The following is a 23,550-nucleotide window of genomic DNA, read 5'->3' as shown; positions in this document are numbered from 1 at the left end:
ACCTTTTGGGGAGGCCCAGGGCCAAAGGAACGATCAAAATTGCTGCCTTGCCCTGCTTCCGAGCCGGTCGATTCCAAGCTCTGATCGTCTCCAAGAGTTTGAGGGAACAACGATCCGAACCAAACGGTAGATTCGCTCGGACTCACATTCTCCGGGCACCCTTAATGTTTCCGCCGTTGCAGGTTCGAACGCCGAACCCAACACCTTCCGGCTAGCTCCGCCAAAGATGCACCCGCAGCTCTCGAAGGCGTATCTCGTAAGTGATTGATTTTTGGTAGCGCCACCGGGGCTCGAACCCGGACTCTCAGCCTTGAAAGGGCCGGATTTATGGAATTTGACCATTTCGCTTCTGCAATGAGATGCAACGAAACACTGCGTATTCATTGGATATTATGAGTTTTGTCTCCATTGCACTTCCCTGCCACATAATGCCATTACTAGTACGAATGAACCCTTTTGAACCCCGGAACGGTGATAACGTAGACCCAGAGGCTAGGAGTTATGGCGCGTAAACCTAAAGCAGTTTCCGGCGTATTCGAGAAGGTTCCAGGCAGCGGTATTTGGTATATCCGGTACAGGTTTGATGGAAAGAACGTCCGTAGACGAATAGGCTCTCAATCTGAGGCAGAGGCCGAACTTGCCAAAACGAAACTCATCAAACGGGGTGTCGTCCCTGGAACTGTCGCCAAGTCAGCCAAGGAACAGACGCGAACCCTCTCTCAAATAGATGGTGTTCAATCTGGGATCACAATCAACCAGCTATGTGAGGATTATTTAGCCTTTATAAGCAGCCCTTCGTGCCCCAAACCACCGAGAGACCAGTCCAGTCCTAAACAACGCGTAAAGGCGATTCTGGAGGGCTTCAATGGCCGTTCTGCTGCATCGATCAAAGGCTATGAAATAAGGAATTGGCTACTGAGCCTGAATAAGAAACCCGCTACCCTGAACAGGTATCGTTCTGTTCTCTCCAGCGTCTACCGCGTTGCCATGGATTCGGGGAAGGTAGATCACAATCCCGTACGGGATCAGCAACAGTTCCATGTAGAGGCACCTGACCATCCTCGCCAACTTCGGCCAGAAGAGGAAGAGGCGATTAGGAAGGTCCTAGACAAGTGGATTGCTGAATGCCCAGAACACCACAGGCTCCGCAAGCTGTTCCTTCGCTGCCACCCTCATGAGTTGACTCTAGCCCTTGGTACTGGACTACGTAAAAGCAATCAATACAACCTAAAATGGTCCGAACATATTGACTTTGACAATCGGGAGCTGCATATCCCTCCAGCCATGAACAAGACGGGCAAACCTCAAACCATACCCATGATTGATGACGTGTACGAAGCCCTCCAGGAGCTTCGTACCATTCAGGAGGAGATTACCCGTCTCCAAGATGGCGAACGCCAGAGGATGTCTTCTGATGGCCGAGTATTCAACATTGCAGTTAATAGGGAATGGTGGACAGATGCACGCAATGAGGCGGGTATAAAGCAATTCAGATGGCACGATTTGAGGCATTCCTTTGCCAGCCGTCTGGTTGCAGCAGGAGTCAATCTAAAAATCGTACAGATTCTGTGTGGTCATGGCTCCATCGCCACTACTCAGCGATATGCGCATGTCGATAACGAGCAAATGCATGAAGCAATGGCGAAGATAAACCGATCCAGAGCTGCATAGTAGGATTCACCTCTGTTCAGGTGAGATTGGGAATGGATAGTGGCCTCCGTAGTGCCCCCTCACGGCATTGCCTCCGCTCGGGGGCGTAATTTGGACTACGGATTATCGTTTGGGGGAACGTTTCGTTTGGGACAGAGCAGATGCGATGGGGCCACGGTCTGCCTTTGGGGTTGAGGGTTTCCGCAGGTCCTTCCCGGCCTGCGATGCTTGTTTGGGTGATGTTGCCATGATTGAAGCTCCTGTGGAAAAGCAGATTTAATTACAGTTGCAGCCGTAAGGTACCGCTACCCAATGGGGTCGTCAAGTATAAAGGCGCAACGTATTGTGGCCACATGCGAGAATCCCCATATTCACTGTTCAAATCATGCGGCAAACTTAATAAATCCCAGATATCCCTGTGGAAGTCTCCAATTTTCCTTGTATTCATTGAGGAAGGACGTCTTTATCCATGAGAGTTTGATTACCCCTCAATATCCAAAGTCAGATTGAGGTCTTTCTTTGCACTCACGGCCATAAGGACTTGCCGTAGTGACCGAGCGATACGACCTCCGTTCCGATTCGGGAGAAAATATCCGGCTTGAATCGGCGCAAGACTGCTTATAGGCACAATCAATACGATGCTTTTACGAGTCTGCTCTATACTCTCCGGCATGGATGCCAGACTTCTAATTACCCGTGCAACGGAAGGTTATAGGGTCCTCGTGTTGGCCCCGGCGAAACCTGTTCGGAGTTGGCTGAAGGTCTACCAAACCAAGTCATTCTGCATATGTGAACTTCTATGCGCCGAACTGATCAACCCTGAGGAATCCGAGGAAGCGCTATCTGAGGACTTCGATTCCAATTGCACGATGTTGGTCTTTCAGAAGAATGTCCCTCTAGACGTATTGAGAGCGATTGGATTTGTGGAGCAGAAAATAGACCGACCGAACTAGACAGACCAATCTAGCCCAAGGATGACAGCTATCGGACTGCATTCTCCTGAGGAGCCTGTTGCCCCTCAATATCCAAGCTGAGCTTCAGGTTTTTCACCATGCCGACTTCCACTAGAAGTTGTTGAAGAGCCTCAGCGTTACTGCCTTCTCTACCGATCAGCTTTTCGGTGTCAACCGGATTGACTATGACAGACAAAGTGAAACCCTCTGAAGTGGGTAGTGCCTTCACAAAAACATCCTTTGGGTAATCCACCAGCACCTGGATTAGGCTATCCATCCAGTCAACGATTATTTGAATGTCATTCATCGGAGATTGGAGCCTCAATTGATCAGGCGGGTTTTACTCCCTCGGTCAATATTCGTTCGGTTCCATATTGGGAATGCTACCTGAGCTGCGTGTACCTCCCGGAATCGATACAAGTTCAATGAGGTGAAGGGTAGATTCGGTGGGATCTTTGGAGATTAGTTATATTTCCCATAATCGAACCCACGCAGTAGCCAGAATTAAGTGTTCATCCCTTCATAACTATTGATCGCATATTTTGGATATACGTATAGTGCACCGAGTCTCACACTGCAAATTTTCTATTGTTTACTCGTACCGCGAAATGCGTTACCAATCTGCCCTGGAAAGGAATTCCAATGCTATCAAGAGGATTAGCGTTGCAACATCGCATACTCCCACTTCTTATGTTTTTCTCTCTCGGATTGCCATGTCAGGCCCAAGGCCTTCCCGAGGCCCCTATACGATTGAGCACCATTTGGGAGATGCAACTAGGCCCGGATTACACGAGCACTACGAGCGCGAATGAACGTGATATGCACCCCCATGTTGGAGTTTTCTACGTTCCATCACGGACAACTGACAGCGCTAATGTGCCTATCTCTGGGCTTCAGCCGTTGTATCGTCTAGTGAATCAACAGGCTACCGATCATATGGACTCGACTGTGGCAGGCGAAGGCGGATTCATAACAGAAGGTATCCTCGGCTATATGTGGTCAAGTGGCACCGCCAAGACTGGAACTTCTGCACTAACCCGCTTTTATGACAACCAACCGGCATCTCCTAACGCAGGTGACCATGCTTTGGTAGTTGATCAGTCTCCTGTGGCTCATCCACAGAACCTTCCCTTTTATGCTTCTGAGGCAGCTCTCGGGTATGGGTATGCTCGCTATCCGGGCACCGACGTATCACTCGCATCTGTTTATGGCGGCGGAGTGGAAGTGAAATCGAATATCGCTACTGGATGCGCTGTATGGGAATGGTGGTGGAATGGAGTTCAATTTATAAATGATTACGACTATGGCCGTCAGCTCCAAGCTGCAATGTACCCGACTGGTTCGCAGTCGTCGCTAGAAGAAGCTGGTGACACTTTTGGAACTCCAGACATCAACGTCGATGCACGTCATCCCTCTCCGTGCGTATCAATCGTTACATCGGGGAGTACCCAGTCGACAGCCGCTGTCCCTATTGATTGGAATCCCTCAAACTTTGGAGGAGATGCAGATCATCCTGTCATATACCCTGATGTCACTATCGGAAAAACTATAACCTTGGATTGGGTCGGGCCCGACAATCAGGATCGCCACTGGCCCTTAGCTCTTTATCAGACGATAGTACATTCAGCCGCCATGAACGAAGCAGTTGTTGAAGCACCCACAGGTTATCTCAACGCCCAATTTAATAATTACTATTACTACAATCCGATCAGTCGAAGTTTGACGACTGTCCCATTATTGGCCGTACAGCAAGGAACGTCCGCAGGCACTGGATATGACGTTCCATTAAATCCCGGCCCACAGGCAGTGATTTTGGCCTCGGGTACTACTCCCACCTCGATGGCAATGGGAATATTTGTGAACTCACCGAACGCTGGGTTTGTCTTTTACGACAACTCAGGCGGTCCATCGCAACAGTATGGAAGCAATTTCGCAAAGTGGGAGGTTCACTATGATGGAGGAATTACAACTGGAACGTGGACTTTCAAGACTTGGATCATGACGGACACTTTGCAAAACGTGACTTCCTATATAGATCAGCTAAATACATGGGGGCTGACGTCACGATAATGATCGTTGCCCCCTCTAAGCACCAGTTGTTCGGAAGCGTGCACAAAAGCGACCGGAAATGTGAGACGGATAACTAAGCTGACTTTGCTTTCTTAGCTGCTCTCTTTGCCTTCGCCCAACGAATCTTCTGAGCAGCAGCAATCCGGGCCTTACCCTCAGCACTCATCACACGTCTAACGGGTACAACAGCAAGAATCTTGGATACAAGATCATCTGCCTTTGCCTTCGGTCGGCCCGGACCACGCTTTACATCATTGCGTACCAGTAGAGTTTTTGCTTGCTGTAATCTAACGATCTCTGCATCGATTTGCTCAATGATTGTTTCCATATTCATGTTTCCTCTATTCGCCATGGTAAACGAGAAAGAGGCCATCCCAATCAGGATGGCCTCTCTTTGTTGTATTGAATGTCAGCTCTATTCGTCTAACGTTGATTCCTTGATAGCAAATTGCCGTTTGAACCAACGGGTAAATGAATCTGCTGACCACTGAATAAACGACACACTTTCCTCACATTCGCTAAACACATCCATGTTTAAACGCATCAGGAGTTGAATGGCCTCGCGGTCGTCCTTACTACCATTAGCAGATACAACGATCACATAAGAATCCATCAAATATTCGATGGCATGGCCGAGTAGTTCTAAGGCGCGTCCTTGTTGCGGAGTCGGTCGTCGTAGTCTCATTAGTTCGCCGCCACCAATACTGAGGCGTGACGTTCTATCAGCCAGGACTGAGCCAACTTTTCTACCTTGGCATCATCGTTACTTTGCAGAAAGATGTGGGCGAGTTCATGAGCTATGAGATGTTCCGCCGTTACTCGACGGTCGCCGTCATCCCTCAGTGTTGAGCCACGAAGCAAGGTTGTGAAGTTCTCAGGGTTGGTGGCTCCATAGATCAACTTTCCTCTATCGTTACGCGCAGCCATCATCGTGTCCGACCATGCAAAGTCATCACACGAGATGATGTAGGTCCATTTGGCTGGATGAGGATACGAAACCAATCCGTGCATGAGAGCAGCACCCGCAGCGAGGCACTCTTGAGGAATTGGTGATCCCGCCTTGGCGTGGCTGGAGTTGTAGAGAATCTTTGTCTGAGCGTGGACGAGGCAGGTAGAAATTCCAAGGATGATAAGAGCAGCAATACGTTTCACTGTGTTCCTCCGGTTAAACAACTTGGGGGCCTCATGGGAGAGGCCCCTTTGAAAGCAGGTAGCTGCTAAGTGCAAGATTCAGCTCCGCTTAGCCTCGGGAGTGTTACTCCGCACCGGCACGGAGTCAAGGCCATAAATGGGATCTTTTAAGTTGTTAAATTTAATGGGGTTAGCGTCGACGGCAGACGTGCAAAAGGCCATCCCGGTTAGAAGATGGCCTCAGCACTTAGATTGAACTTGAAAGGTCGCTCGCCTGTTCCCTGCTACGGTGTCTTGACGGTCACGCTTTGAGTCTGGGAGACGGTGCTTCCGGCAGGAATCACGATACCGTCAGTCTGAAGCATCCCCAATCCGATCTTCGCAATGACGTTCACTGTGCCAAGGATCGTAGCCGTTTGAGGCGAAAGAATGCTAAGGCCAGCCAGCCCACCTGTGATGGCCAATGTGGAGGTCAGAATAGATTGAACCGTGCTGTGCCAGTTCTTTACTGCATGAATAATGAAGTCTTTCATAGTGGCTAGTTCACCGAGTATTTGCAGCGCATGTAGGATTCGACCGTCTGCTTATTCGTCAGAGTCATGTTTTCGCGGTAAATCAGAATGGCTTCTACTTTGCCGTTGTAAATTTCTTGTAGAGAATGCTCAGCGAATAGAAGATTTATGGTTTGTTGAGCGAATGTGGATGAAAAAGTAGTGGTTCCATCGGTGGTGGAATCGATTCTAAAGATAGCGTTTGTTCCCGTAAAAGCCACATTTATCTGATGCCAGGAATTAGCTGTCATGGAAGTTGTTCCCATACCTAGAGCTACTGTCTGGCCAATATCCGCTCCTTGTTCTATGTGCGTTCCGTCTCCAATAAAGTACGAAAAAGCACCAGCATTCACTGATGATCCAGTCAACTTACCTTTAGCGGCACTCGATGGAGAGGCAACAGCGAAGATTGTGTAACCGACATCTGATGGAGCAGGAGCTATACCTGTCGCTAAATTTCCATACTGAGTTCCATTCAGGGTGACAAAGGCACCACCATTAGATCCTCCGGTTGAGGTACAAATAGGCCCACCCACCATATTCGCTGTGTTGCTCAATCCGCTGCTATCAGGCCAACCAGAGAAAGCACCAGCACAAGAAGCGATATTGGTAGCTTCTAATCTCAGGGCCAGATTCGTTGTGTAACCTAGAGGTCCACAGACGGCAGGACCACCAGACGAAGCCGTACTACCTGTCCGTCCCGGACCTATCATTTGAGCGAATAGAAGTAGTGAAGCAATAGTCTTCAACATTATTTGGCTCCCACATTGAACGTGATAGCTCCATAGGTGATCGAGCTTGAGGTCTGATTGCAGAGTTTGTAGTTGAGTGTGTTGGAGGTGAACCAACCTGCAATGACCATGCCACCCGTTGAGCCCCATCCGGTGATAGCAGTTGGGTCGGCGGAGTAGCCTACCAACGGGATCATCAATGAAGTCGCGTTGGTCATGGTTACAGTCGTAGCGGATGCACTACAAGAATTCGCAGCCTGGGTGCCACCGGAGATTGAGACCGGGGTATCTGCGACTGACACTACGGCTGAGCAAACGCCGCTGGTGCAGGTGATCGTCGTCCCATCGGGTTTGAACGCGCCGAACGCAGAGGAAGTAGCCAAGGGCAATTGAGCCGAGGCTACGGTCCCGCTGATGTCGGTGAATGCGGGCTGGGCTGAGGTGAAGGCACCCGTGGCGCTGTTGTACGAATTGAGGAAGTTGCTAGTGATCGCCGCCTTCGTTACCGCAAGCTGAGTTGTGTTGGCCAAGTAGGATAGTGCAGGGATATCACTAGAGACGAGCGATCTGAAACTTCCCACACCTGTAGCTCCAGTCGGCGTTGCATAGACAAGGCTATGAGCAGCGGTCGTAGACAATGAAGCTGCCGTGCCAGTGGTGTTCTGATTCAGTGTTGGTATTCGAGCAACAGGCACGGTTCCGCTAGTGAGATTCGATGCATTGGCAGCCGTAGCAATAGCCGTTGCTATAGCGGCTGTCTGAGCTGCTGAGGCGGCTCCAGCGACGTCGTAAGCGGATGAGGCAGTAGTAGCAGCCGAACCCAAACCCAAGTTGGTTCTGGCGGTTGCAGCGCTGACAAGATCGCTCAGGTTATTTGCGGATTGAAGCGCGCCAACGATACGGGAATCATTTCCCTCTGCTGCGGTTCCAGCCGTAGTACCGAACTCCACGCCACCACTACCACCGGCTGGACCCTGCGGACCTACGTCTCCGGTATCGCCCTTCGGACCGGTTTGTCCTGTAGCGCCAGTAGCTCCGGTGTCACCCTTGGGACCAGTCGGCCCTGTTGAACCCGCTGCCCCCGTATCACCCTTCGTTCCGGTTGCCCCCGCAGGAATGCCGAAAGAGAAAACTGCAGCGGATGACGTACCTGTATTAGTGATTGTTGGAGTTGAACCCGCAGGTAGTGAGCTGACCGTTCCTACGGTGATGGTTGCAGCAGCTCCAGCCGATCCAGCAGGGCCAGTACTTCCGGTATCACCCTTAGCACCCGGATTTCCTTGCGGTCCTTGAGACCCCGCTGAGGCCGCAATACAGGTGTTCGTAGCAGGATTCCACGCATTCCCTGCGACCGAGCAACCCGTTAGACCAGCAACCGCAGCGGCCATAGTTGAAGCATTGACCGTTCCGTCACCACCCGAACCTGTCACTAGGGTGGGCACTCCGCCAACGCACATGTAAAGCTGACCACCTGCAAAGTTCCGAACGTAAAATGACGGACTCACACAGACGTTAGGAGGCGCAGCCGTCCCATATGCAACCTGAATGTTCTGGGAATTGCTTGTCTGAGCCGAAGGAGCATAAGCATCCAAGGCCCAGGTATGACCAGTAATGTTTGGGACAGAGGGCAATACGAATGCACGCTGATTGGCCGTAGAGGATATCTGAATCGAGTAAAGGATGTTCGCGGGTGTAGTCAGAGCCGCGTCAGGGATCTGGCAGGCTCCAATGATAGCGCCAGCCGTGATCGTGCATGTGAATGCGCCGGGTGAGTTCAACCCGCCACCAGCTTGAGCAAATGGAATAGGCTGACCACTCAGACTTACAGGAGTGAAGGTGACAGAACCAGAGGCAATAAGGATGCCACTCATCTTGATAGAGCTGGCGGTAATGGTCGTGAGTTGACCTTGGGCCATGTAGCCGAAGCCGAATGCACATAGGAGTGCAGCGGCTGACTTGAACAGTCGATTCATGGGTATTCCTTGCGGTGGGTGTTGCGGGGAGGAAACTACAGAGTGATGGTTTGCTTCGTAGTTTTGTGGCGATGCGGAATCTGATGCAGGAGGGCTGCTTCAGCACGTTCACGAATTCTTGTGTTGACTAACTCATTGAATGCTTCCCGGTCGGAGTCAATCAATGCCGTCTCTTCGTGGGTGAATGTGGCAACGATATGCTGCTCAGGAACGCGCCAGTAGTGGCCTAGCAATTCAGCGCGGGTGAGAGTTGCTTTCCAAGCTGTGAAGTCCTCATCACTCAGCTTTCCTGCTTTGTGCAGGTCGGGGTAATGAATGCAGGGGTCTGTACAGAGCTTGGCGTGAACCTCAGCAATGTGTTGCCCTGGAACCAAGGTCATAGGGCCACCACACTGAGGACAAGTCACAGCGCCTTTGTCATCGACGAGGCCAGCCTTCCGCGCCATATCAATGTGTACGGATATCGTGCAAGGTATCGCTCCTACGGCCATGGCCTGAGCGAGTTCATTACATGCGGGACAATCTACTGTCGGATCGCGGTGTTGCTTCTCATGGACCGTGGTCGATTGCACCATAGCCGCATGAGCATGCCCTCGGTCGCAGCGGTGAAGGTCAGGATGTTTGTGCAGGTTGAGGACAGGCGAACGAAAACAATAGTGATCAAGGGAATTCAGTAGACTGGTCGCCATTACGCCACCACTCTCTTAACAATGGTGTTCGTTGCTGAATCGAATGTGTATTTGTCCATCCCATCCGTTACGAGAGTCGAGTACGTTGCAACATCAATACCTACCGGGAGGCTGAGGGCAACTGGTGTCTTGTCTGCGTTGAGAGGAAGCACACGGTTAATCAACGGAACAATTGAGGCGTCTGGGTCAGCGCAGACGTGGTAGATAAACCCTGTTGAGTCGTGTTCTAGGAAATAAATCATTTGTTATAGCCACCTATAGCTGAAGACTGCTGTGTTCCACTGCGGGTCGTAATACTGACTGCCTGGATTAGTGAATGCGGCATCGATGACGTTCTGGTTATAGGCGGTGAAGCTACCAACATCAGGATTCGCAGTGTGCACCGGGATACCGTTCCGCCCACCAAGAGAGTTTTCATATCCGCTGTTCGGCCAGTCAGGATCAGAACCAGGAAGTTGGTATGCGATCTGAATCCATTGAGCGGGGTAGCTCGTGTCGAGTTGGACGGTAGGGATTCGGCCACCCTGGGTTGCCACCGTGACGGATTGGTTGACACCACAGTTCACGCTGCCTGAAGGAGCATTCATCGAGCATGATCCAACACCGTGAATGATGTGACCGTTACTGTCTATGATTCCGTTGCTGGCGAGGCTCAAAGCTGTGACTGGTGTACCGTCACCAAATGCTATGTTGCCGTTGTTGTCGATGGTGAGAACCACAAACCCAGCAGTTTCATCTCTAATGACAATCATTTAGAACACCGTGTATGTGACCGTAACCCCGGTCAGGTGAGGGTCGAAAGAGTAAACGTAGAAGATGGTCTTGTCCGGTGTGAATCGGCCGACTCCTCCACCCCCGCCATTTGAGACAGAACCGAATCCCGCAGCCGTGGGAGCAAACACGCCAATCTCGCTCCCGGGACTGACGAACACCGAGCCAGTGATACGAGGTAGTCCAGGGGGAAGGACGATTGACTGAGCAAGGTTGGCCCCGTTCAGAGTGGCCCTTCCGCCAACGGATAGAGGTGCAGAGGGTGTAGCTGGGCCTACCTCAACGTTGGCTGAGTAGTCGATGGCAAGCCGCTGAGTACCTGCCGTCGAGTCTGTAATATTGAAGCCCATAGATTTACCAGATTGCGTAGAGTGCGTTGATGGCACCACCACCCGCATTATTGAAGACGACGTTGTTGGCGTCGGCGGCCAGAGTTGGAAGGGATGAGGTGACGGTAGGTTGCTGGGCTGCAGAGATTGCTACCGTCGCCGTCCCGTTGGCAGGAGCGAATACAGCGCCTTCGTACCCGGCCTGTGAACCCGCCACCAGCACCCCGCAACCGAAGTTGCCTGACTGCGAGAGAAGGCTGTTTCCCTGCACCGTCAAAGCAACTCCGCCGTTCGGAAGACTACCCAACCCCATTTGATTAGCATTGTCCACGTACATGACATTGAAGCCACCAGTCTCATCTCTCAGTTGGAATGGCATGGCTAGACCGCCTGTAGGGAGTAGGAGCGTGCCCCGTTGTTGATGTAGAGCTTGTATCCAGTAGGGACAACCTGAGCAATGGTTGAGGCAGGAACACCGGAGACATTGCTCGTATCGTGGGATGTGTTGGCTCCGGTCACGTCAGAACCCCATTGGCCTGATGCCGCATAGGGGATACATGAGACGTATTTGCAAGCGAGGTCGGAAGCTCCCACTGCATATATGTTCATCGATGCGTAGAATTGCCCGGCAGGGCAAGTCCAATCGAAGGAGTATACGGTGGGAGTGTTTGGAATGCTTCCAGAAGCTACGAAGTCCTGAACATTGCCGGTCCCAAAATCACTGATGTTGTCGAGACGGGACGAGTTCCAAGCCATACGCAGATAAATTCCACCCGCGCCCGATCCGTTATAGACGTCGTAATTCAGTCGGTATTTCTGTCCCGGCACAACGGCAAAACTCGGAGAAAAGCATGATGCTCCAGAGCTTCCCGATGCATATATACGAGGTCCGAACCCGTCCACACTATAGGAGAAACCGGCGTTGGCCCAGCCCTGTAGAGTCCCGAGGACGAATCCCCCATTGGGCACAATTGATTCGCTACTCCCGCTGTAGGAGATCGGCTGCGAGGTCGTGACATCCGCACCCCATTCGCCAGAGGCTGAATAATCCTGTGCAACTACGCGACCAAACACTGGCATCGCGGTTCCGATGGAATACATAGCAAGAGACGCATAGTAGGCCCCGGGAGGACAAACCCAGTCGTAGGTATACGTAACCCACGCATTGTTCATATCTCCGCCCGGGAGGAAATCGAATAGACCCATGTATCCGGGCACACCACCGTCATTGATAGAGGCTGCCGAGTACTGCGACCCGTAGAAGATTCGTTGATAGAAGACACGCGAACCATCTACCGCGACTCCACCGACAAATTGAATACGGTATTTGTTACCCGGTTGAACAGCAAACGCAGGGGAGAATGCGTGACCTCCAGGTCCGGCTATGCCAATGAGCATACCGCCGTTCTCAACCCGATATTCTGCGCTCGCTGTTGACCAACCTTTACCGTCGCCTGTAATGAAGTCTCCATTAGGTACGAGATTGTTGCTCAACCCGGTATAAATCTGAGGCACAAGGCCGCTCAACGTTCCAAGGAAGGAGCCTGTGGGCACTACGGTGTAGTTGCTTATCTGAACCCAATCCGATGAGACGCCGTTAGCTCGCGTAGACCGGATGCGGACGTTATAGACCTGCCCACCGACCACCCCGGATATCAAACCAATGTTGAGACTGATATCAATGGCCGGTGCGGAAAGCCATGAGGCAGCACCAACGAGTTGATATTGAACCTGAATCTGAACCGCTTGGTTGTCCAGCGGGGTATCGAACTGAATCTCAATGACTGGGATTACTGACCCGTCATCTCCAAGAATTGCGGTACCGGGACCAGACACAAGCCTGAAGTTGGTAGGTACGGCTGGTATGAGAGGCGTTTGAGACGGTGAAGCAGGTGCATCCATTGGCGTCAATTCTTCAGCCGTAGGATTCCACTCGTATACAGAGGAGTCGGTCTCGATAACGTTGTAGCTGACCCTAATGCTTGGGGCTCCACCGTCCTGATCCGCAGCAACCTTGAAGCTGGTGCCGGTGACTTCCAGAATCTTATTGGTCCAATGTCCCGGAGTGTAGTTAAGCTGGAACACATCAGTCGGCTGCATTGAATACGCAGCTAGACCCATCTCTAACGTTCCTGAACCCTGCTGACGGTTACGTAGGAGATTTATCTTGGCTACACGCTGCCATTGGGTGACAGAGATGCAAGTTGCAAGAGCCAACTCCATAGGACGCTGAATGTTCTGGTCAGCCAGTAACCATTCGTCCGAGGGGTATCCGTGCAGGTGGTCAGAAGCATACTGGGGAGCATTGGTCGGTTGCCATGCATACGGAAAGTTGTTCTGAATCTGCCCGTTGTACCAACCGTTCTGGTCATAAAGATTGCCGGCGACGTTGTATGGATAGGTGGGAGCTATATACGTACCGTTGACCCGGTTGATAAGGTCACGAGTTGAGCGGTAAGGCTTCCATTGAACCTGAGAGGTCAGAATGCTCTCGTCGTACGTGAAGCTTGGTCCCTGCCAATAGGCGGGCCATATGAACCATTGCCCCCCAATCCAACTGAGACGGCCAGCGGCACCAAGTAGCATCGTGTCCAGAACTGACCCCGGAGCAACGGAAGTGTCGTAGTGGTAATTGGTCGTATACCGGGCTTCGGTCAAGTTGCCGGGCGAGACGGCGAGAGGCACGATTTCATCGCATACGTTCGCCGCAGCTATGAGCTGAAGCTGATTGACGCTGTTGTCACCTAATCCGTAGACCGGATCAGTGATTACGTCGGCAACGCATAATGCCCAGTTGTTTGTGTAACCGGAGGTCTGCGAACGTGGGTCCCAGATGTTGTTCTTTCCGCGAACAGTGAAACGAATCTCGGGTTCACCGGGGAATAGAGAGGGGTTGGCCTCTATCTTGAGATAGACGTAGCAGCACCCTCCAACCCAAGGAGAACCATCTGCTGAAGCAGCCCAGACCGGGTCATTGGCTGTGAGGCCAGTAATTACGTCACCCGGAGCTTGATCCCCGTAGCGAGCCTCGCAATAGATTCCAGAGTGTCCGGTGCCGCCAAAGTTATAGTTGATCCCATCAGGACCAACGTAGGTTCCGCCGTCTGCATTTCCACCAAAGTTGACTCCATTACGAGTAGAGTTCCCTGCGCTTCCAGCTTGCCAATGCACCTGACGGCCATCAAGGTACAGATTCACTATGGATTCCACTTGATGAGCTGCAATGGCAATTACATAGTTGAGCTGGTCGTGGCTGCCACCTGTGGTGGACTTGTAAATGATGATTCCGCCTACACGCTGCTCGCCATAGATGATTTGTCTGTTCGCAGCGGCCTGACGTGTGGTGATAGGAAGACCGCTGTTGTTCGCTAGGGCACCAGCGATAGCCCCAGCTTCCATGGAAATTCCACCAGCAGCGAGGCCAACAATGGCGTTGATCGCCCACTGACCTTGTGTGAGTCCTTCTAAGGCCACACCACCGATACCCATTGTGAACGCACCAAGGGTTGCCGCTCCCGCTAGGAGTACTGCACCTTCAACTGCTTTTGACATTTAAATGCTCCAGGCGCGGACAACATTGGGTTGGCCGTTTAGATCGGCAATAGGCAGGCGAACGAGGCCGTTCTCGGATACCGAGATAACTTCCCGGCCGTTCAGGTGAACCACCCCGGCAATGAGAGTTCCCGCGTTGTCTATGACCACGAGGTCGCCACGCTTGGCCATCAGGGGATGTGTATGTTCGGTAAGGTTGTGCTTCTCGGCACAGTAGGTAGCGGCATCCACGATGCTTGAGCCACCGGTTAGCTTGCTGATGGTTCGGAGTGCCCCGAGTTGAGTGGTGTACTTGCCACGGAAGTCAGCAGCGATATCAATACCCGTACAGGCTTGAATGGCGTCCGCAGCAAATAGGGCGCAATCATTGGTTCCCCAGGCGAAGGGAATGTCAGAGCGTTCCAGGAGGAAGGCATGGAAATGCTTCTCCCGCCAGTGCGGGTGTTTTGCGAGTGACATAAATTTCCTTTAGCCTCCCCAGACGTCAGCAAGATCGTTCAGTTGTTCCACCCAACCGAAGGCTGTATCCGTGGGGTAGTAGAGACGTTGGTCAGCAGAGGTATAGCGGCGGTTGCTAGGACGGGCAAGGTTGAGCATCTTGCTCTCAAGAGCCAGCGTGATTGTGATGGTGTCCTGATCCCAACTAATCGTTGGTTGATCCATCGTCCCGGAGAAGATCTGATAGGGTGAGCCCACCATTACGCCGTTGGTCAATAGACCGAACCACAAGGTAGCCTGTGCACCCGGCACCATATCGGTCTGACAGTCCTGTAAGAGAACGGGATCGATACCGCTTAGAGTGACGGTGGTTCCATAGGCATTGGAATTGGCATCAGCGCCTTCCTGAATAGTTCCAATCTTGGCGAACGAACCCACTCCAACGAAGGTCTGCGAGTTCCATACGAGATTCCCTACTCCGCTCCAGACCCACTGCATCGATGTCTTAAAGCTCAGCACGGCCATAAAGAAGGGTTGAATGTGATTGGTAGCTAGAGCCGTAGCCATTGCTGGATCAAGTTGGCGAGGCATTTAGCGGTACTCCTGAAACTGAAAGGAAAGGCGTGTGAGCTTGGTAACGTCTTCTGACCAAGTGACCTTGTTGTTGGCCAGCCTGAATAGACCAACGGGGTTGTGAGTCACGACCGTCAAACCATCGAGCGGAACCTCTCGCAATGAAGGCCATATGTTGATTGGGGCCTTACCAGAGCTGTCCGAGACAACGGAGTCCAGAACGGTATGCAGGCGAAATCCAATCTGTATGTAGTCGCCGGGGAGAAGCAGATTGATTTGCGAAGCGGCCCAACCCTTGGTATGGAATGTTTGGCTACCAGCACCAACAGGTGTGGTCACGTTGTCTACCAACGGATTGCCGAGCACCGTGCCAGTCGGCATAGCGCCCATGGGATCGCCAAGCTGAAAAGCATTGCTCATACCCTGTAGCTGCATGAGAGCTGCCTTCCAAGGTCTGGCCTGAGCCTGCGTCATAGGTGGCAGAGTGGCTGTACCGTAGCGCATATCCGCACCCGGCCATTGCTGCGTCTGTACCTGTCCGGTAAATATGGATGAAACGTTCGCAACAGCCGTGGTATTGTTCCACTCCACGGACTGAAACGCTCCGCTAGTCGCAGGGAGGCTAACCACCGAAACGGTATTCCCGTTCAGGGAGATGAGTGAGATCATGAAGGTCCTGTGTAGAGGGGATATTGCGGGAGGGTTAGACCGATTTACGTTTGATCTGAATCACGAGGCCACCGCCAGCTAGTAGGCAGACGATGCCAAGGAGGACGCTTATCTGTCCTTCTTTGACTGCTACATCGGAGGCAACCTGTGCCGTGAGAACCTGAAGAGCTTTCACGTTGTCATCTGTAGCCTGGAGGTGTTTGTTGATCGAATCCAATTTGTCATCTTGCCGCGCATCTTCCGTAGTGATAACCGGAACGGTTTGTATCTCGAAGCGAGCTTTCTGAGCGGAAGCAGGTGGGTAACGCCCGCTAATTGCTGTGAAGGCACAGATACCGAGAATGGCAACTCTGATGGCGAAAAGGACGTGATTTCTAAGACGGTTGCGAAAAGGCATGGATTGAAAGGACTCCTTTTGTACTTGGCAGAAGTCCTTCGACCTTGCGCTTGTGGTGGGTTTTATCTACCGGGTGATCGACGCTTGTTGTGTTCCTGCATGGCTTGAACCGATCCGGCCATGATGTGTGGAGCAGCCTTGGCTATACCGCGTTGCACGGCGGCCTCAACCTGAGCGGGGTCATTGGAACCTCGGGCGTCAATTGCACCGGGATGGAAATGGATATCACCACTCCCTGAACTGACCAGCTTGTGATTTGGAGTGATCGTTCCGGATGTGCCTGGGTTGAACAACTCTGGGCCTTGTTCTCCCACGATTGCGGGACCATTGATAGGTCCGCCATCCGCTAGGAACGGAATGACACCCTTGAGAGCACCCATAATGCTGCTACCGAAGCCGCCAGAACCGCCAGTCACCTTTCCTATTGCAGAAGCAGCTCCAGATACCGCAGAACTAATCCCAGCAGAGATGACATACATGGGATTGCCTTTAGTACCTAACTTTGCGCCGCTACCAAATCCAAAGGTACTGAGAACGGAACCTTCTGCCTTCTGCAAACCTGTATTGGCAACCGAACGGAATACACCGGCTCCGAAGTTGCCGAAGTTAGTCTTCTGTCCAGACATAGCGCCAACGATCTGCTGATTCAGACCACCAAGAATATTGCTGGTCAGATCCCGCATTTGAGAAGCGGCATCGCGGGAGGCGATAACGAATTCATCTAGGGCGTCTTTTGCACCAACAAATCCTGATGTACCAGATGTGTTGGTCCCAAGGGAATCTTGACCCACCTGGATGGTGCGAGAGGAGTTAAGAGCGTCTTGTTGGTTCTGATTGTTCTGTAATGCTGCCTTACGTCCAAGAGGATTGCTGTTGTATTCGATCGAGCTACTGATGGCCTCTCGCTGATCTTTCAGTTTTGAGAGAGCATCAGCATAGTCCTGAGTGTGTAGATTGGCCAGGGCTTGTGCCGCGTTCAGTCTCGTCATCTGACCAGTCGCATAGGCCATCTGAATTGAGTTTTCCGCTATGGCAGAGGAATTCTGTTTATTGAGATCAATGCTCTGGCGCAACGATTGAATGTAATCATTCGCTGACCCACCCTGATGATTCAGATTCTTTGAGTCTTGGCCAGACAGGCCAGAGGACTTTTGGAAGTCATTCATGTACTCAGTGGTGAACTTGGTTATAGCCTCTGAGTTGGAACGATTGAGGGCAACGATAGCCTCATTAGATTTCTTCTGTGATTCTCGGTAGGCTGCTGAGCCAGCGGTTAGACTGGCAATTCGATTAGCCCAATACGTTACCTCGTCACCCTGTGATCGAGTTTCTTCGGCGTCCCATGCGAGGTGTGCTGCTTGTAGTTCTTTGAGAGCTTCGGCATCAGCCTTCTTCTGGGCTTCCTGTGCTGCCATACGCGCAGCCTTATCACCCTCTAGCTTTTTGTTCCTTGCTTCAAGATCTGCATTTTGAAGTTCAGCAGCAGATTGCTTCTGCTGATTCAGGATCGCGGTGATTACACCTTTGTCTATGGCAATGTTTGCGCCATTGTCCAGATGATCAGATGAGTTCGCTTGACTGAGCCGTTTGGCAAGATCTGTACGGGCTTCAGCCAGTTGAGCATCCTGAGTGGCTTTGAGTGCCTTTTGTGCCGCAGCAGTCTGTTCGGGTGTAGTGGCGTTGGCTAGATCGTATGCATTGCTATCAGCCTGACGTCCAAATGCCTTTGCAGTTCCCTCACGGTCGGCGGTTCCCTGCTTACCCAAGAGAAGTGCCCAACCTGACAGATGGTTCTTAGAGAGCAAATCGTTGACTGCGGCATTGCTCTTTTCAATCGATCCGGCCAGCTTATCCGCCGCGAGACGTGCCTCATCCATAACAATCTTCAGATTGTTCTCAGGCTTGTGTTCTAGCCTGTTGATTGAGTTCTGGAGGGTATCGTTGGTTAATTGGAGTTGATCGGTAGATGTCTTTGATGCGAGGCTTAGAGCAGCAAAACCCTGAGTGATTGCTCTGGGCATCTCGTTTGCTGTCTTAATGAAGGTTGCAATCTTGGTGATTTGTTCGCCAATCATTGCGCCAAAAGCAAGGCCGCCGATAAGGGGAAATGCTGCCTTTAGCGCATTGCCAACGCCAGGAATGGTCGTGATGAACCGTTCCACGGCCCTGACGTTGTTGGTAAAGTTCCCCTCTAATTCTCGGATAGCACCAGAAGCCGCTTGCATTGAGGAGACGGTCGAGTGACCCGCTTGTTTGGACTTCCCTGCAAACTTGTCTAGCTCGGCCTGGGCATTCTTAATCCCCTGCGTGAACGTCACTGCGTTCATCGAGAGATTGATATTGACTGATCCGGCTGAGCTAGGCATTGGTTCCCTTGCGTGATGCTTCTTTCTCTATCTCTTCAATGAGGGTGGTAGTCATAACCGCAGCCACTTCTTGTTCTGTGGCCTCGAATGCCGGTCTGATAAAAGGGTGTTCGGGTACGTCCTCATCTGCCGCTTTTCCGGGGCCTCTCGTTCTGCCATCGGGAAGCAGCCGAGAATACCCACCTGTGACCATGCGATGGCCATACTCCACCCAACGGGCGACATGCGCTGTGTACTTGTCTGGCGTAACGATGGCCACCAGAGAACCTTGATCGTCCCGCTTCATCCTGACAACGATGTCGTTCTTTAGGGCTCCATTAGGCAACAAGCCACCTGTGCCCACCTTAACGGGGGCACGTTCAGAAATGGCCGCTTGCTCAATTTCAGCACCAGCTCTGAGAGCCTTTCTGATGGCCCGTTCAGCAGCTTTTGTCCCAAGATCATTCAACTTGGTCTGGAGTTCAGACAGACCTTCTATGCCGATAGAAAATCCTTCGTCTGGCATTAGTTCGTCCTCACAAGTTGGCTAAGCATCGCATTCAGGCTGGATGACAATTGCTGACGTTTCTTCTTCGTCATGCGGACCGCCGCTGAGCTGGATTTGGGTGATGGTTTCTTTCCCCACCGGGAGGGCATGAAATCCACTGGAACGGTCGGCTTCTCTGATGTTCTGAATCCGGTGTTAGCCACCCAAGAAGTGAGTTGTGCCAACATGAACTCAGAATTTTCAATGCTGCTGCGATGGCGTTTCAACAACGCATCTAATTGTTTCGGGGTCAGGTCAAAGAACTCATCAGCAGATAGACGAAGATCGTATCTGGCTATGGACCAGAAGTGCAGCCATTTATCTTGAGCCGGGGCTACACTACCGGCTGATCGGGGTCCGTCTTATCGTCCTCTGGCGTCGGATCAGCAAGTGACGCTCCGTATGCCTGTGCGATGGTCTCAAAGATCGTGCCCAGGTTCTTCAACGTCACCAGTTCAGTTACCTTGTCGATGGTGATCTTGGGCTGATGGGTGATCAGGGCCGCGTAGAAGAGAGGGACAAGTTTGAGGGCGTCCATGGTCGATAAATCCAATGCCATCAGCAGATTTACTTCGATGCCAATGTCACGGAGGTTTTTCTGAGCCAATGCGAGGGCTTTAAAGGTGAAACAGAGATAGAACGTTTCCTTCCCGAGTTTGATTGCAATCTTTGGCAACGTCGGATCAATCTCAGGATTACCTGCTACTTTTACTTTTGACATGCGAACCTTTGGTTCTTTGGGAACCCACAGTAGGGGCGTCTACCTCATAGCGAGGGACGCCCCATTACTTTGAACTAGCTACCGGGAGTGATGACGATATCGTTGATCTGAAGCGTGAGCTTGCAGGTGGATACCTTGGTCTGAGAGAAATCAAACCCGCCAGCCGACGTCACGATTGCTGAAATGGTGTACAGATTGCCGGTTGTGGTCTGGCCCCAGAGAGGCTCTACAGGCAATTGAAGGGTGAAGTCATACGCAACGCGAGACTTTGCAGCGGCCAGGAGAGCAAGCTGACCTGCATTAGAAGGAACGTTGTTGTACGTACAGGACATCGTTCCCCAGTCAAACAAGGTTCCAAGATTCTTGACGACGTTACCTGAGTCAAAGTTTGTGGCAGTAGTAGTGCTGGTCTTCCAACCGTCGAATGATCCATCGGATATCTCACCGAGGGGAATGGCGGTTATGGCAGGTAGGACCCCTGAAGGTCCAAGGATAGATAGGATGGTTCCTGCACCAATGACTGCGGCCTTGCTTGCTACGGGTGTAAATCCTGACATGGTGATACTCCTGTGGGTGCTAATTGAAATTGCTGAAAACGTAAAACTCGGCCATTGCCCTGTACTGGAGCAGGTCATGATCAAAGAAATCCGTTGGCTGGATGAGCGAGATAAAGATGCCATCGGCGCTGTATTGGCCTAGTGCGGATATGACGGCATAGCGGAGGGTGACTGCATCTCCATATGTGTTTCCCCAGCAGTTGACTTCTATCCGATATCTTTGATTTCCCTGCGTGTCCTGAGTAGATCGAGACGATCCCCCCACAAGGCTATAAGTGATAGCGGGTAAAGTCGGATCGGTGGGTAGGACCAGAGGGTATATACGAGAGTCGCAGATAGTAGTAATTGGAAGAGCACTGGAGAGAATGCTGAATAGCTGTTGCTCGATCATCTATTCACTCCCGGACAGTTCATATGCCATCAGGACCAGCTCTCTATTCCCTTGTCGCGTATTCAGCACGGCCTCAATTTCATACGTGTGCTTTACCCCTGTTGTGGGTTCTACGTAGACGACACGATTGGCGGAGGAGATGATGATCCTAGAGGTCCAACGCATGGTGATGCGGGTGACTACCTTGCTAATGAATTCCGCCGTGCTGTATATCAGGGCAGAGTTCTGTATATCGAGGGAGGCCCAGCAGCCATATGCTGTTTCCCATATTTGCTGACGCTGGCCAAACTCATCTTGTGTGGTGGTCTGGGACTGGATCTGAATACGTCGATTGAGTCTTCCGGCTTGCATGAATGTCCTTATGGCCGGAATGAAGCAATCTCTAGCTTGGCCTGATCGAGCAATGTGTTGACTCCCAGAGGAATGTTCTTGAGATTGAGTTCGCTGGCATTCTCGCGGTGTTCATACCAATGACCAACTAAGAGAAGGATGGCCATCACTATCGTCTGAGGACAGGTATTGATATCCACTCCATCGCCGTAGCTGCCAGCAATGTAAGTGATCTTCACTGCGCCGGGCACGTAGGTCATCACTGTTGGCCAATAGCTTCCATTTGCTGGCACGATTCGCGCAGGCTCAGATGTTGTATCCACGTAATATTGCGCAGGGTCTAATGTTCGGAGAGTGTTGGTCGAGTCCAGGTAGGTAATTGAGGTGACGCTTACAGTGGAAGGCCAAGGTAGCTCAATCGTGAGCTGATCCCATAATCCGGCATAATACGGCCAATTCTGACGATCTACTGGATTGGTCGTTCCATTCCAGCCGGTCCATAACGGGAAGTTGTCGAGGGTACGTAGCCAAGTCTGAGTGAATATTGCACGTTGGGTATATATCTCTGCATACTGGCGGGCGGCGGTCACGTACATGGCGATAAGATCGTCATCATTAGGAAAGTCCACACGCAAATGACCCTTCGCCAAGGCAAGGGAGACAGGCTCTGCAACCGGTGGCGTCACGAGTTTTAGGTTGAGAGGCATTTATGGACGGATGGCCTTTTCACGTTTGGCTTTACGTGGTGTCTCTGAGAAGATTTGAAGCTTTGAATAACTTTCTGCCAGCCCCTTAGTGACCCAAGGGACAGCTAGCGTTTCTGGTACATCGAGCAATTCGTCTGCAAGGATCGGGCGCGGGGAGGCAACATCCACAAACGTTTGTAGGATTCTGATTAGCATAGGGAACCTCATGCGAGGCCACTCCTGATGACATGGCCTCACACAGAAGGATTAGGCGTGGGTTACGAGTTTAAGGATGGGATGGGTTCCTGCGTCGGTGCTTACTCCGCCAACACGCGCATAAGCAAGAAATCCGACTTCTAGGGCATCGGCAAATCTCTCGTCCAGACGGCGAATAGCAAGATCACCGTCAGTGCGAAGCAGATAACCCTGGCTGAAATCGCCATAGAGGATGCCAGTTGCAGCCGCCGTAGTTGCAACGGAAAGCGCCTGATTCAGGACAACTGGACGGCCAAGAATGGTGTCCAGTACACCGCTGGATGGGTTAGGGATAAAAAGAGGACGATTCAACGTGTCCTTGAGACCCATGATGTAGGCACGAGTGGTGCTAGACATTACCCAGGATGCGGAGTTCTCGTATGCTGGGTCGAGTGCCCCGTAGATAGCGGTAAAGTCGTCAAAAGTTGGCCCATTGGCAGCGACCGTAGTTGCCCCAAGAGTCGCACCGGCAACGATTGAGGCGATGTTTGAACCGTTACCCGCAGTAATGAGAGTTTCCAGACCTCTGTAGTAACGGAGAGCAAACTTGTCACGTAGCCAAGAGTTGAGGTCAAAGTAGCTGTCCTCAAGTTCCTGTATAGATACCTTTACCATTGTGGCTAGGGTGTCGGTCTGCATGATCAGGCCAGAGAAGGAAGGATCGGACTCGGTGACCACGGTGTTTTCACCGGTCATTGTGGTAAGGGTGTTACCAACATCGTTGGAGAAGCTCACCTTGATTGGTGCGCCATTGTTGTTAGTGACCTTCTTGCCAACGATGGACACCGTATTTCCAACCATCTTTTGTGCATCGATCAGAGTTCCAAGGAACTGCTGAGGGATGGTATAAGCGGCATTGGTGGTGGTTAGATCGCGCTTTTCACGTAGTGCGGAACGATCCTCGTGGGTAAGTTCACTGGCTCCATAACGGATGTATTTTTCAAACGCCTTAGCCGCTAAACCATCACGCTCTTCCCTATCCGAGGCAACCGCACCGGGGGTGGGACGGGATGGACGAGTCGTTGCGCGAGTCTCTGCTTCTAACTTTTCTAACTTCTGGACGAGGTTGATATCAGCTTCTAGCTTGTCAACATCGACGAGCATGGCCTCAGCCTCGGCACGCTGTTCAGTGGTTACGCTATCTTGAAGCACGATCTTCTGCGCGTCACTAATCAGCTTAGTGCGCTGTTCCTGCATATCTTTCAAATTCATTGGGTTCCTGTGTACTGCGGTGCATGACA

The 23,550-nt window shown here is 51.7% G+C and carries 27 protein-coding genes and 1 tRNA gene; 3 read left to right on the top strand and 25 right to left on the bottom strand.

The annotated features are described in order from the left end of the window. Positions 1-272: 272 nt before the first annotated feature. Positions 273-348: transfer RNA gene (locus tag HB393_RS13810), tRNA-Glu, on the bottom strand. 153 nt (positions 349-501) lie between these two features. Between HB393_RS13810 and HB393_RS13805 the strand changes: the two genes are divergently transcribed. After that, positions 502-1,671 (top strand): tyrosine-type recombinase/integrase, encoded by a 1,170-nt coding sequence (locus HB393_RS13805; protein ID WP_213805778.1) that lies wholly within the window; start codon positions 502-504, stop codon positions 1,669-1,671. 960 nt (positions 1,672-2,631) lie between these two features. On the opposite strand, the gene HB393_RS13800 is transcribed toward HB393_RS13805, so the two are convergent. Further along, on the bottom strand, positions 2,632-2,910 hold the full coding sequence (locus HB393_RS13800) for a KH domain-containing protein (RefSeq protein WP_213805777.1): 279 nt from the start codon (positions 2,908-2,910) through the stop codon (positions 2,632-2,634). 629 nt (positions 2,911-3,539) lie between these two features. On the opposite strand from HB393_RS13800, the gene HB393_RS13795 reads away from it, so the two are divergent. Beyond that, a complete protein-coding gene (locus HB393_RS13795; protein WP_213805776.1) occupies positions 3,540-4,673 on the top strand; it encodes a hypothetical protein in 1,134 nt (377 codons plus the stop codon). 73 nt (positions 4,674-4,746) lie between these two features. On the opposite strand, the gene HB393_RS13790 is transcribed toward HB393_RS13795, so the two are convergent. The 20 genes from HB393_RS13790 to HB393_RS13695 all read right to left on the bottom strand — a co-directional run bounded on the left by HB393_RS13790 (position 4,747) and on the right by HB393_RS13695 (position 20,647). Continuing rightward, a complete protein-coding gene (locus HB393_RS13790; protein WP_255551099.1) occupies positions 4,747-5,001 on the bottom strand; it encodes a hypothetical protein in 255 nt (84 codons plus the stop codon). A gap of 87 nt (positions 5,002-5,088) precedes the next feature. Continuing rightward, positions 5,089-5,358, bottom strand: coding sequence for a hypothetical protein (locus tag HB393_RS13785; protein ID WP_213805774.1), 270 nt, complete (start codon positions 5,356-5,358; stop codon positions 5,089-5,091). Next, positions 5,358-5,825, bottom strand: a complete 468-nt coding sequence (locus HB393_RS13780) for a hypothetical protein (protein WP_213805773.1) — start codon at positions 5,823-5,825, stop codon at positions 5,358-5,360. Before HB393_RS13780 ends, HB393_RS13785 begins: the two co-directional genes overlap by 1 nt. 263 nt (positions 5,826-6,088) lie before the next feature. Further along, positions 6,089-6,337 (bottom strand): hypothetical protein, encoded by a 249-nt coding sequence (locus HB393_RS13775; protein ID WP_213805772.1) that lies wholly within the window; start codon positions 6,335-6,337, stop codon positions 6,089-6,091. 5 nt (positions 6,338-6,342) lie between these two features. Next, a complete protein-coding gene (locus tag HB393_RS13770; protein WP_213805771.1) occupies positions 6,343-7,107 on the bottom strand; it encodes a hypothetical protein in 765 nt (254 codons plus the stop codon). Then, on the bottom strand, positions 7,107-9,059 hold the full coding sequence (locus tag HB393_RS25525) for a hypothetical protein (RefSeq protein ID WP_213805770.1): 1,953 nt from the start codon (positions 9,057-9,059) through the stop codon (positions 7,107-7,109). Before HB393_RS25525 ends, HB393_RS13770 begins: the two co-directional genes overlap by 1 nt. A 35-nt stretch (positions 9,060-9,094) precedes the next feature. After that, entirely contained in the window at positions 9,095-9,439 is a 345-nt protein-coding gene (locus HB393_RS13760; protein ID WP_213805769.1) for a hypothetical protein, read from the bottom strand. A gap of 308 nt (positions 9,440-9,747) precedes the next feature. Continuing rightward, a complete protein-coding gene (locus HB393_RS13755) occupies positions 9,748-9,990 on the bottom strand; it encodes a hypothetical protein (protein WP_213805768.1) in 243 nt (80 codons plus the stop codon). A 3-nt stretch (positions 9,991-9,993) separates the two neighbouring features. Next, positions 9,994-10,500 (bottom strand): hypothetical protein, encoded by a 507-nt coding sequence (locus tag HB393_RS13750; protein WP_213805767.1) that lies wholly within the window; start codon positions 10,498-10,500, stop codon positions 9,994-9,996. Then, positions 10,501-10,869, bottom strand: a complete 369-nt coding sequence (locus HB393_RS13745) for a hypothetical protein (protein ID WP_213805766.1) — start codon at positions 10,867-10,869, stop codon at positions 10,501-10,503. A 4-nt stretch (positions 10,870-10,873) separates the two neighbouring features. Continuing rightward, entirely contained in the window at positions 10,874-11,227 is a 354-nt protein-coding gene (locus HB393_RS13740) for a hypothetical protein (RefSeq protein ID WP_213805765.1), read from the bottom strand. 2 nt (positions 11,228-11,229) lie between these two features. Further along, positions 11,230-14,400, bottom strand: coding sequence for a hypothetical protein (locus HB393_RS13735; RefSeq protein WP_213805764.1), 3,171 nt, complete (start codon positions 14,398-14,400; stop codon positions 11,230-11,232). Next, entirely contained in the window at positions 14,401-14,859 is a 459-nt protein-coding gene (locus HB393_RS13730) for a hypothetical protein (protein WP_213805763.1), read from the bottom strand. It abuts the gene before it with no gap. A 9-nt stretch (positions 14,860-14,868) separates the two neighbouring features. Next, the gene (locus HB393_RS13725) at positions 14,869-15,429 is read right to left on the bottom strand and encodes a hypothetical protein (protein ID WP_213805762.1); all 561 of its coding nucleotides are present in this window, start codon (positions 15,427-15,429) and stop codon (positions 14,869-14,871) included. Beyond that, positions 15,430-16,080 (bottom strand): hypothetical protein, encoded by a 651-nt coding sequence (locus HB393_RS13720; protein WP_213805761.1) that lies wholly within the window; start codon positions 16,078-16,080, stop codon positions 15,430-15,432. It abuts the gene before it with no gap. Positions 16,081-16,114: 34 nt separating this feature from the next. Then, positions 16,115-16,477, bottom strand: a complete 363-nt coding sequence (locus HB393_RS13715; protein ID WP_213805760.1) for a hypothetical protein — start codon at positions 16,475-16,477, stop codon at positions 16,115-16,117. Positions 16,478-16,539: 62 nt separating this feature from the next. Continuing rightward, positions 16,540-18,843, bottom strand: coding sequence for a phage tail tape measure C-terminal domain-containing protein (locus HB393_RS13710; RefSeq protein ID WP_213805759.1), 2,304 nt, complete (start codon positions 18,841-18,843; stop codon positions 16,540-16,542). Then, complete coding sequence (locus HB393_RS13705; RefSeq protein ID WP_213805758.1) at positions 18,836-19,348, bottom strand: HK97-gp10 family putative phage morphogenesis protein; 513 nt, start codon at positions 19,346-19,348, stop codon at positions 18,836-18,838. The genes HB393_RS13710 and HB393_RS13705 overlap by 8 nt, the downstream gene beginning before the upstream one ends. Positions 19,349-19,703: 355 nt before the next feature. Next, positions 19,704-20,090 carry a hypothetical protein gene (locus tag HB393_RS13700; RefSeq protein ID WP_213805757.1) on the bottom strand — a complete coding sequence of 129 codons (387 nt, stop codon included), beginning with the start codon at positions 20,088-20,090 and terminating at the stop codon, positions 19,704-19,706. A gap of 74 nt (positions 20,091-20,164) precedes the next feature. After that, entirely contained in the window at positions 20,165-20,647 is a 483-nt protein-coding gene (locus HB393_RS13695; RefSeq protein ID WP_213805756.1) for a hypothetical protein, read from the bottom strand. Between HB393_RS13695 and HB393_RS25240 the strand changes: the two genes are divergently transcribed. Next, positions 20,646-20,789: a hypothetical protein gene (locus tag HB393_RS25240; RefSeq protein WP_255551097.1), complete on the top strand. Its 144-nt coding sequence runs from the start codon at positions 20,646-20,648 to the stop codon at positions 20,787-20,789. The genes HB393_RS13695 and HB393_RS25240 overlap by 2 nt on opposite strands. A 249-nt stretch (positions 20,790-21,038) precedes the next feature. On the opposite strand, the gene HB393_RS13685 is transcribed toward HB393_RS25240, so the two are convergent. The 3 genes from HB393_RS13685 to HB393_RS13675 all read right to left on the bottom strand — a co-directional run bounded on the left by HB393_RS13685 (position 21,039) and on the right by HB393_RS13675 (position 23,521). Further along, a complete protein-coding gene (locus HB393_RS13685; protein WP_213805754.1) occupies positions 21,039-21,389 on the bottom strand; it encodes a head-tail adaptor protein in 351 nt (116 codons plus the stop codon). A gap of 8 nt (positions 21,390-21,397) precedes the next feature. Then, complete coding sequence (locus tag HB393_RS13680) at positions 21,398-22,075, bottom strand: head-tail connector protein (protein ID WP_213805753.1); 678 nt, start codon at positions 22,073-22,075, stop codon at positions 21,398-21,400. A gap of 246 nt (positions 22,076-22,321) precedes the next feature. Continuing rightward, a complete protein-coding gene (locus HB393_RS13675; RefSeq protein ID WP_213805752.1) occupies positions 22,322-23,521 on the bottom strand; it encodes a phage major capsid protein in 1,200 nt (399 codons plus the stop codon). Between the last annotated feature and the right edge of the window lie 29 nt (positions 23,522-23,550).

Source organism: Granulicella sp. dw_53, from assembly GCF_018449545.1.
Classification (GTDB): domain Bacteria; phylum Acidobacteriota; class Terriglobia; order Terriglobales; family Acidobacteriaceae; genus Edaphobacter.
The sequence above is the reverse complement of the archived record's forward strand: the minus strand, read 5'-3'. Positions and strand labels throughout refer to the sequence as shown.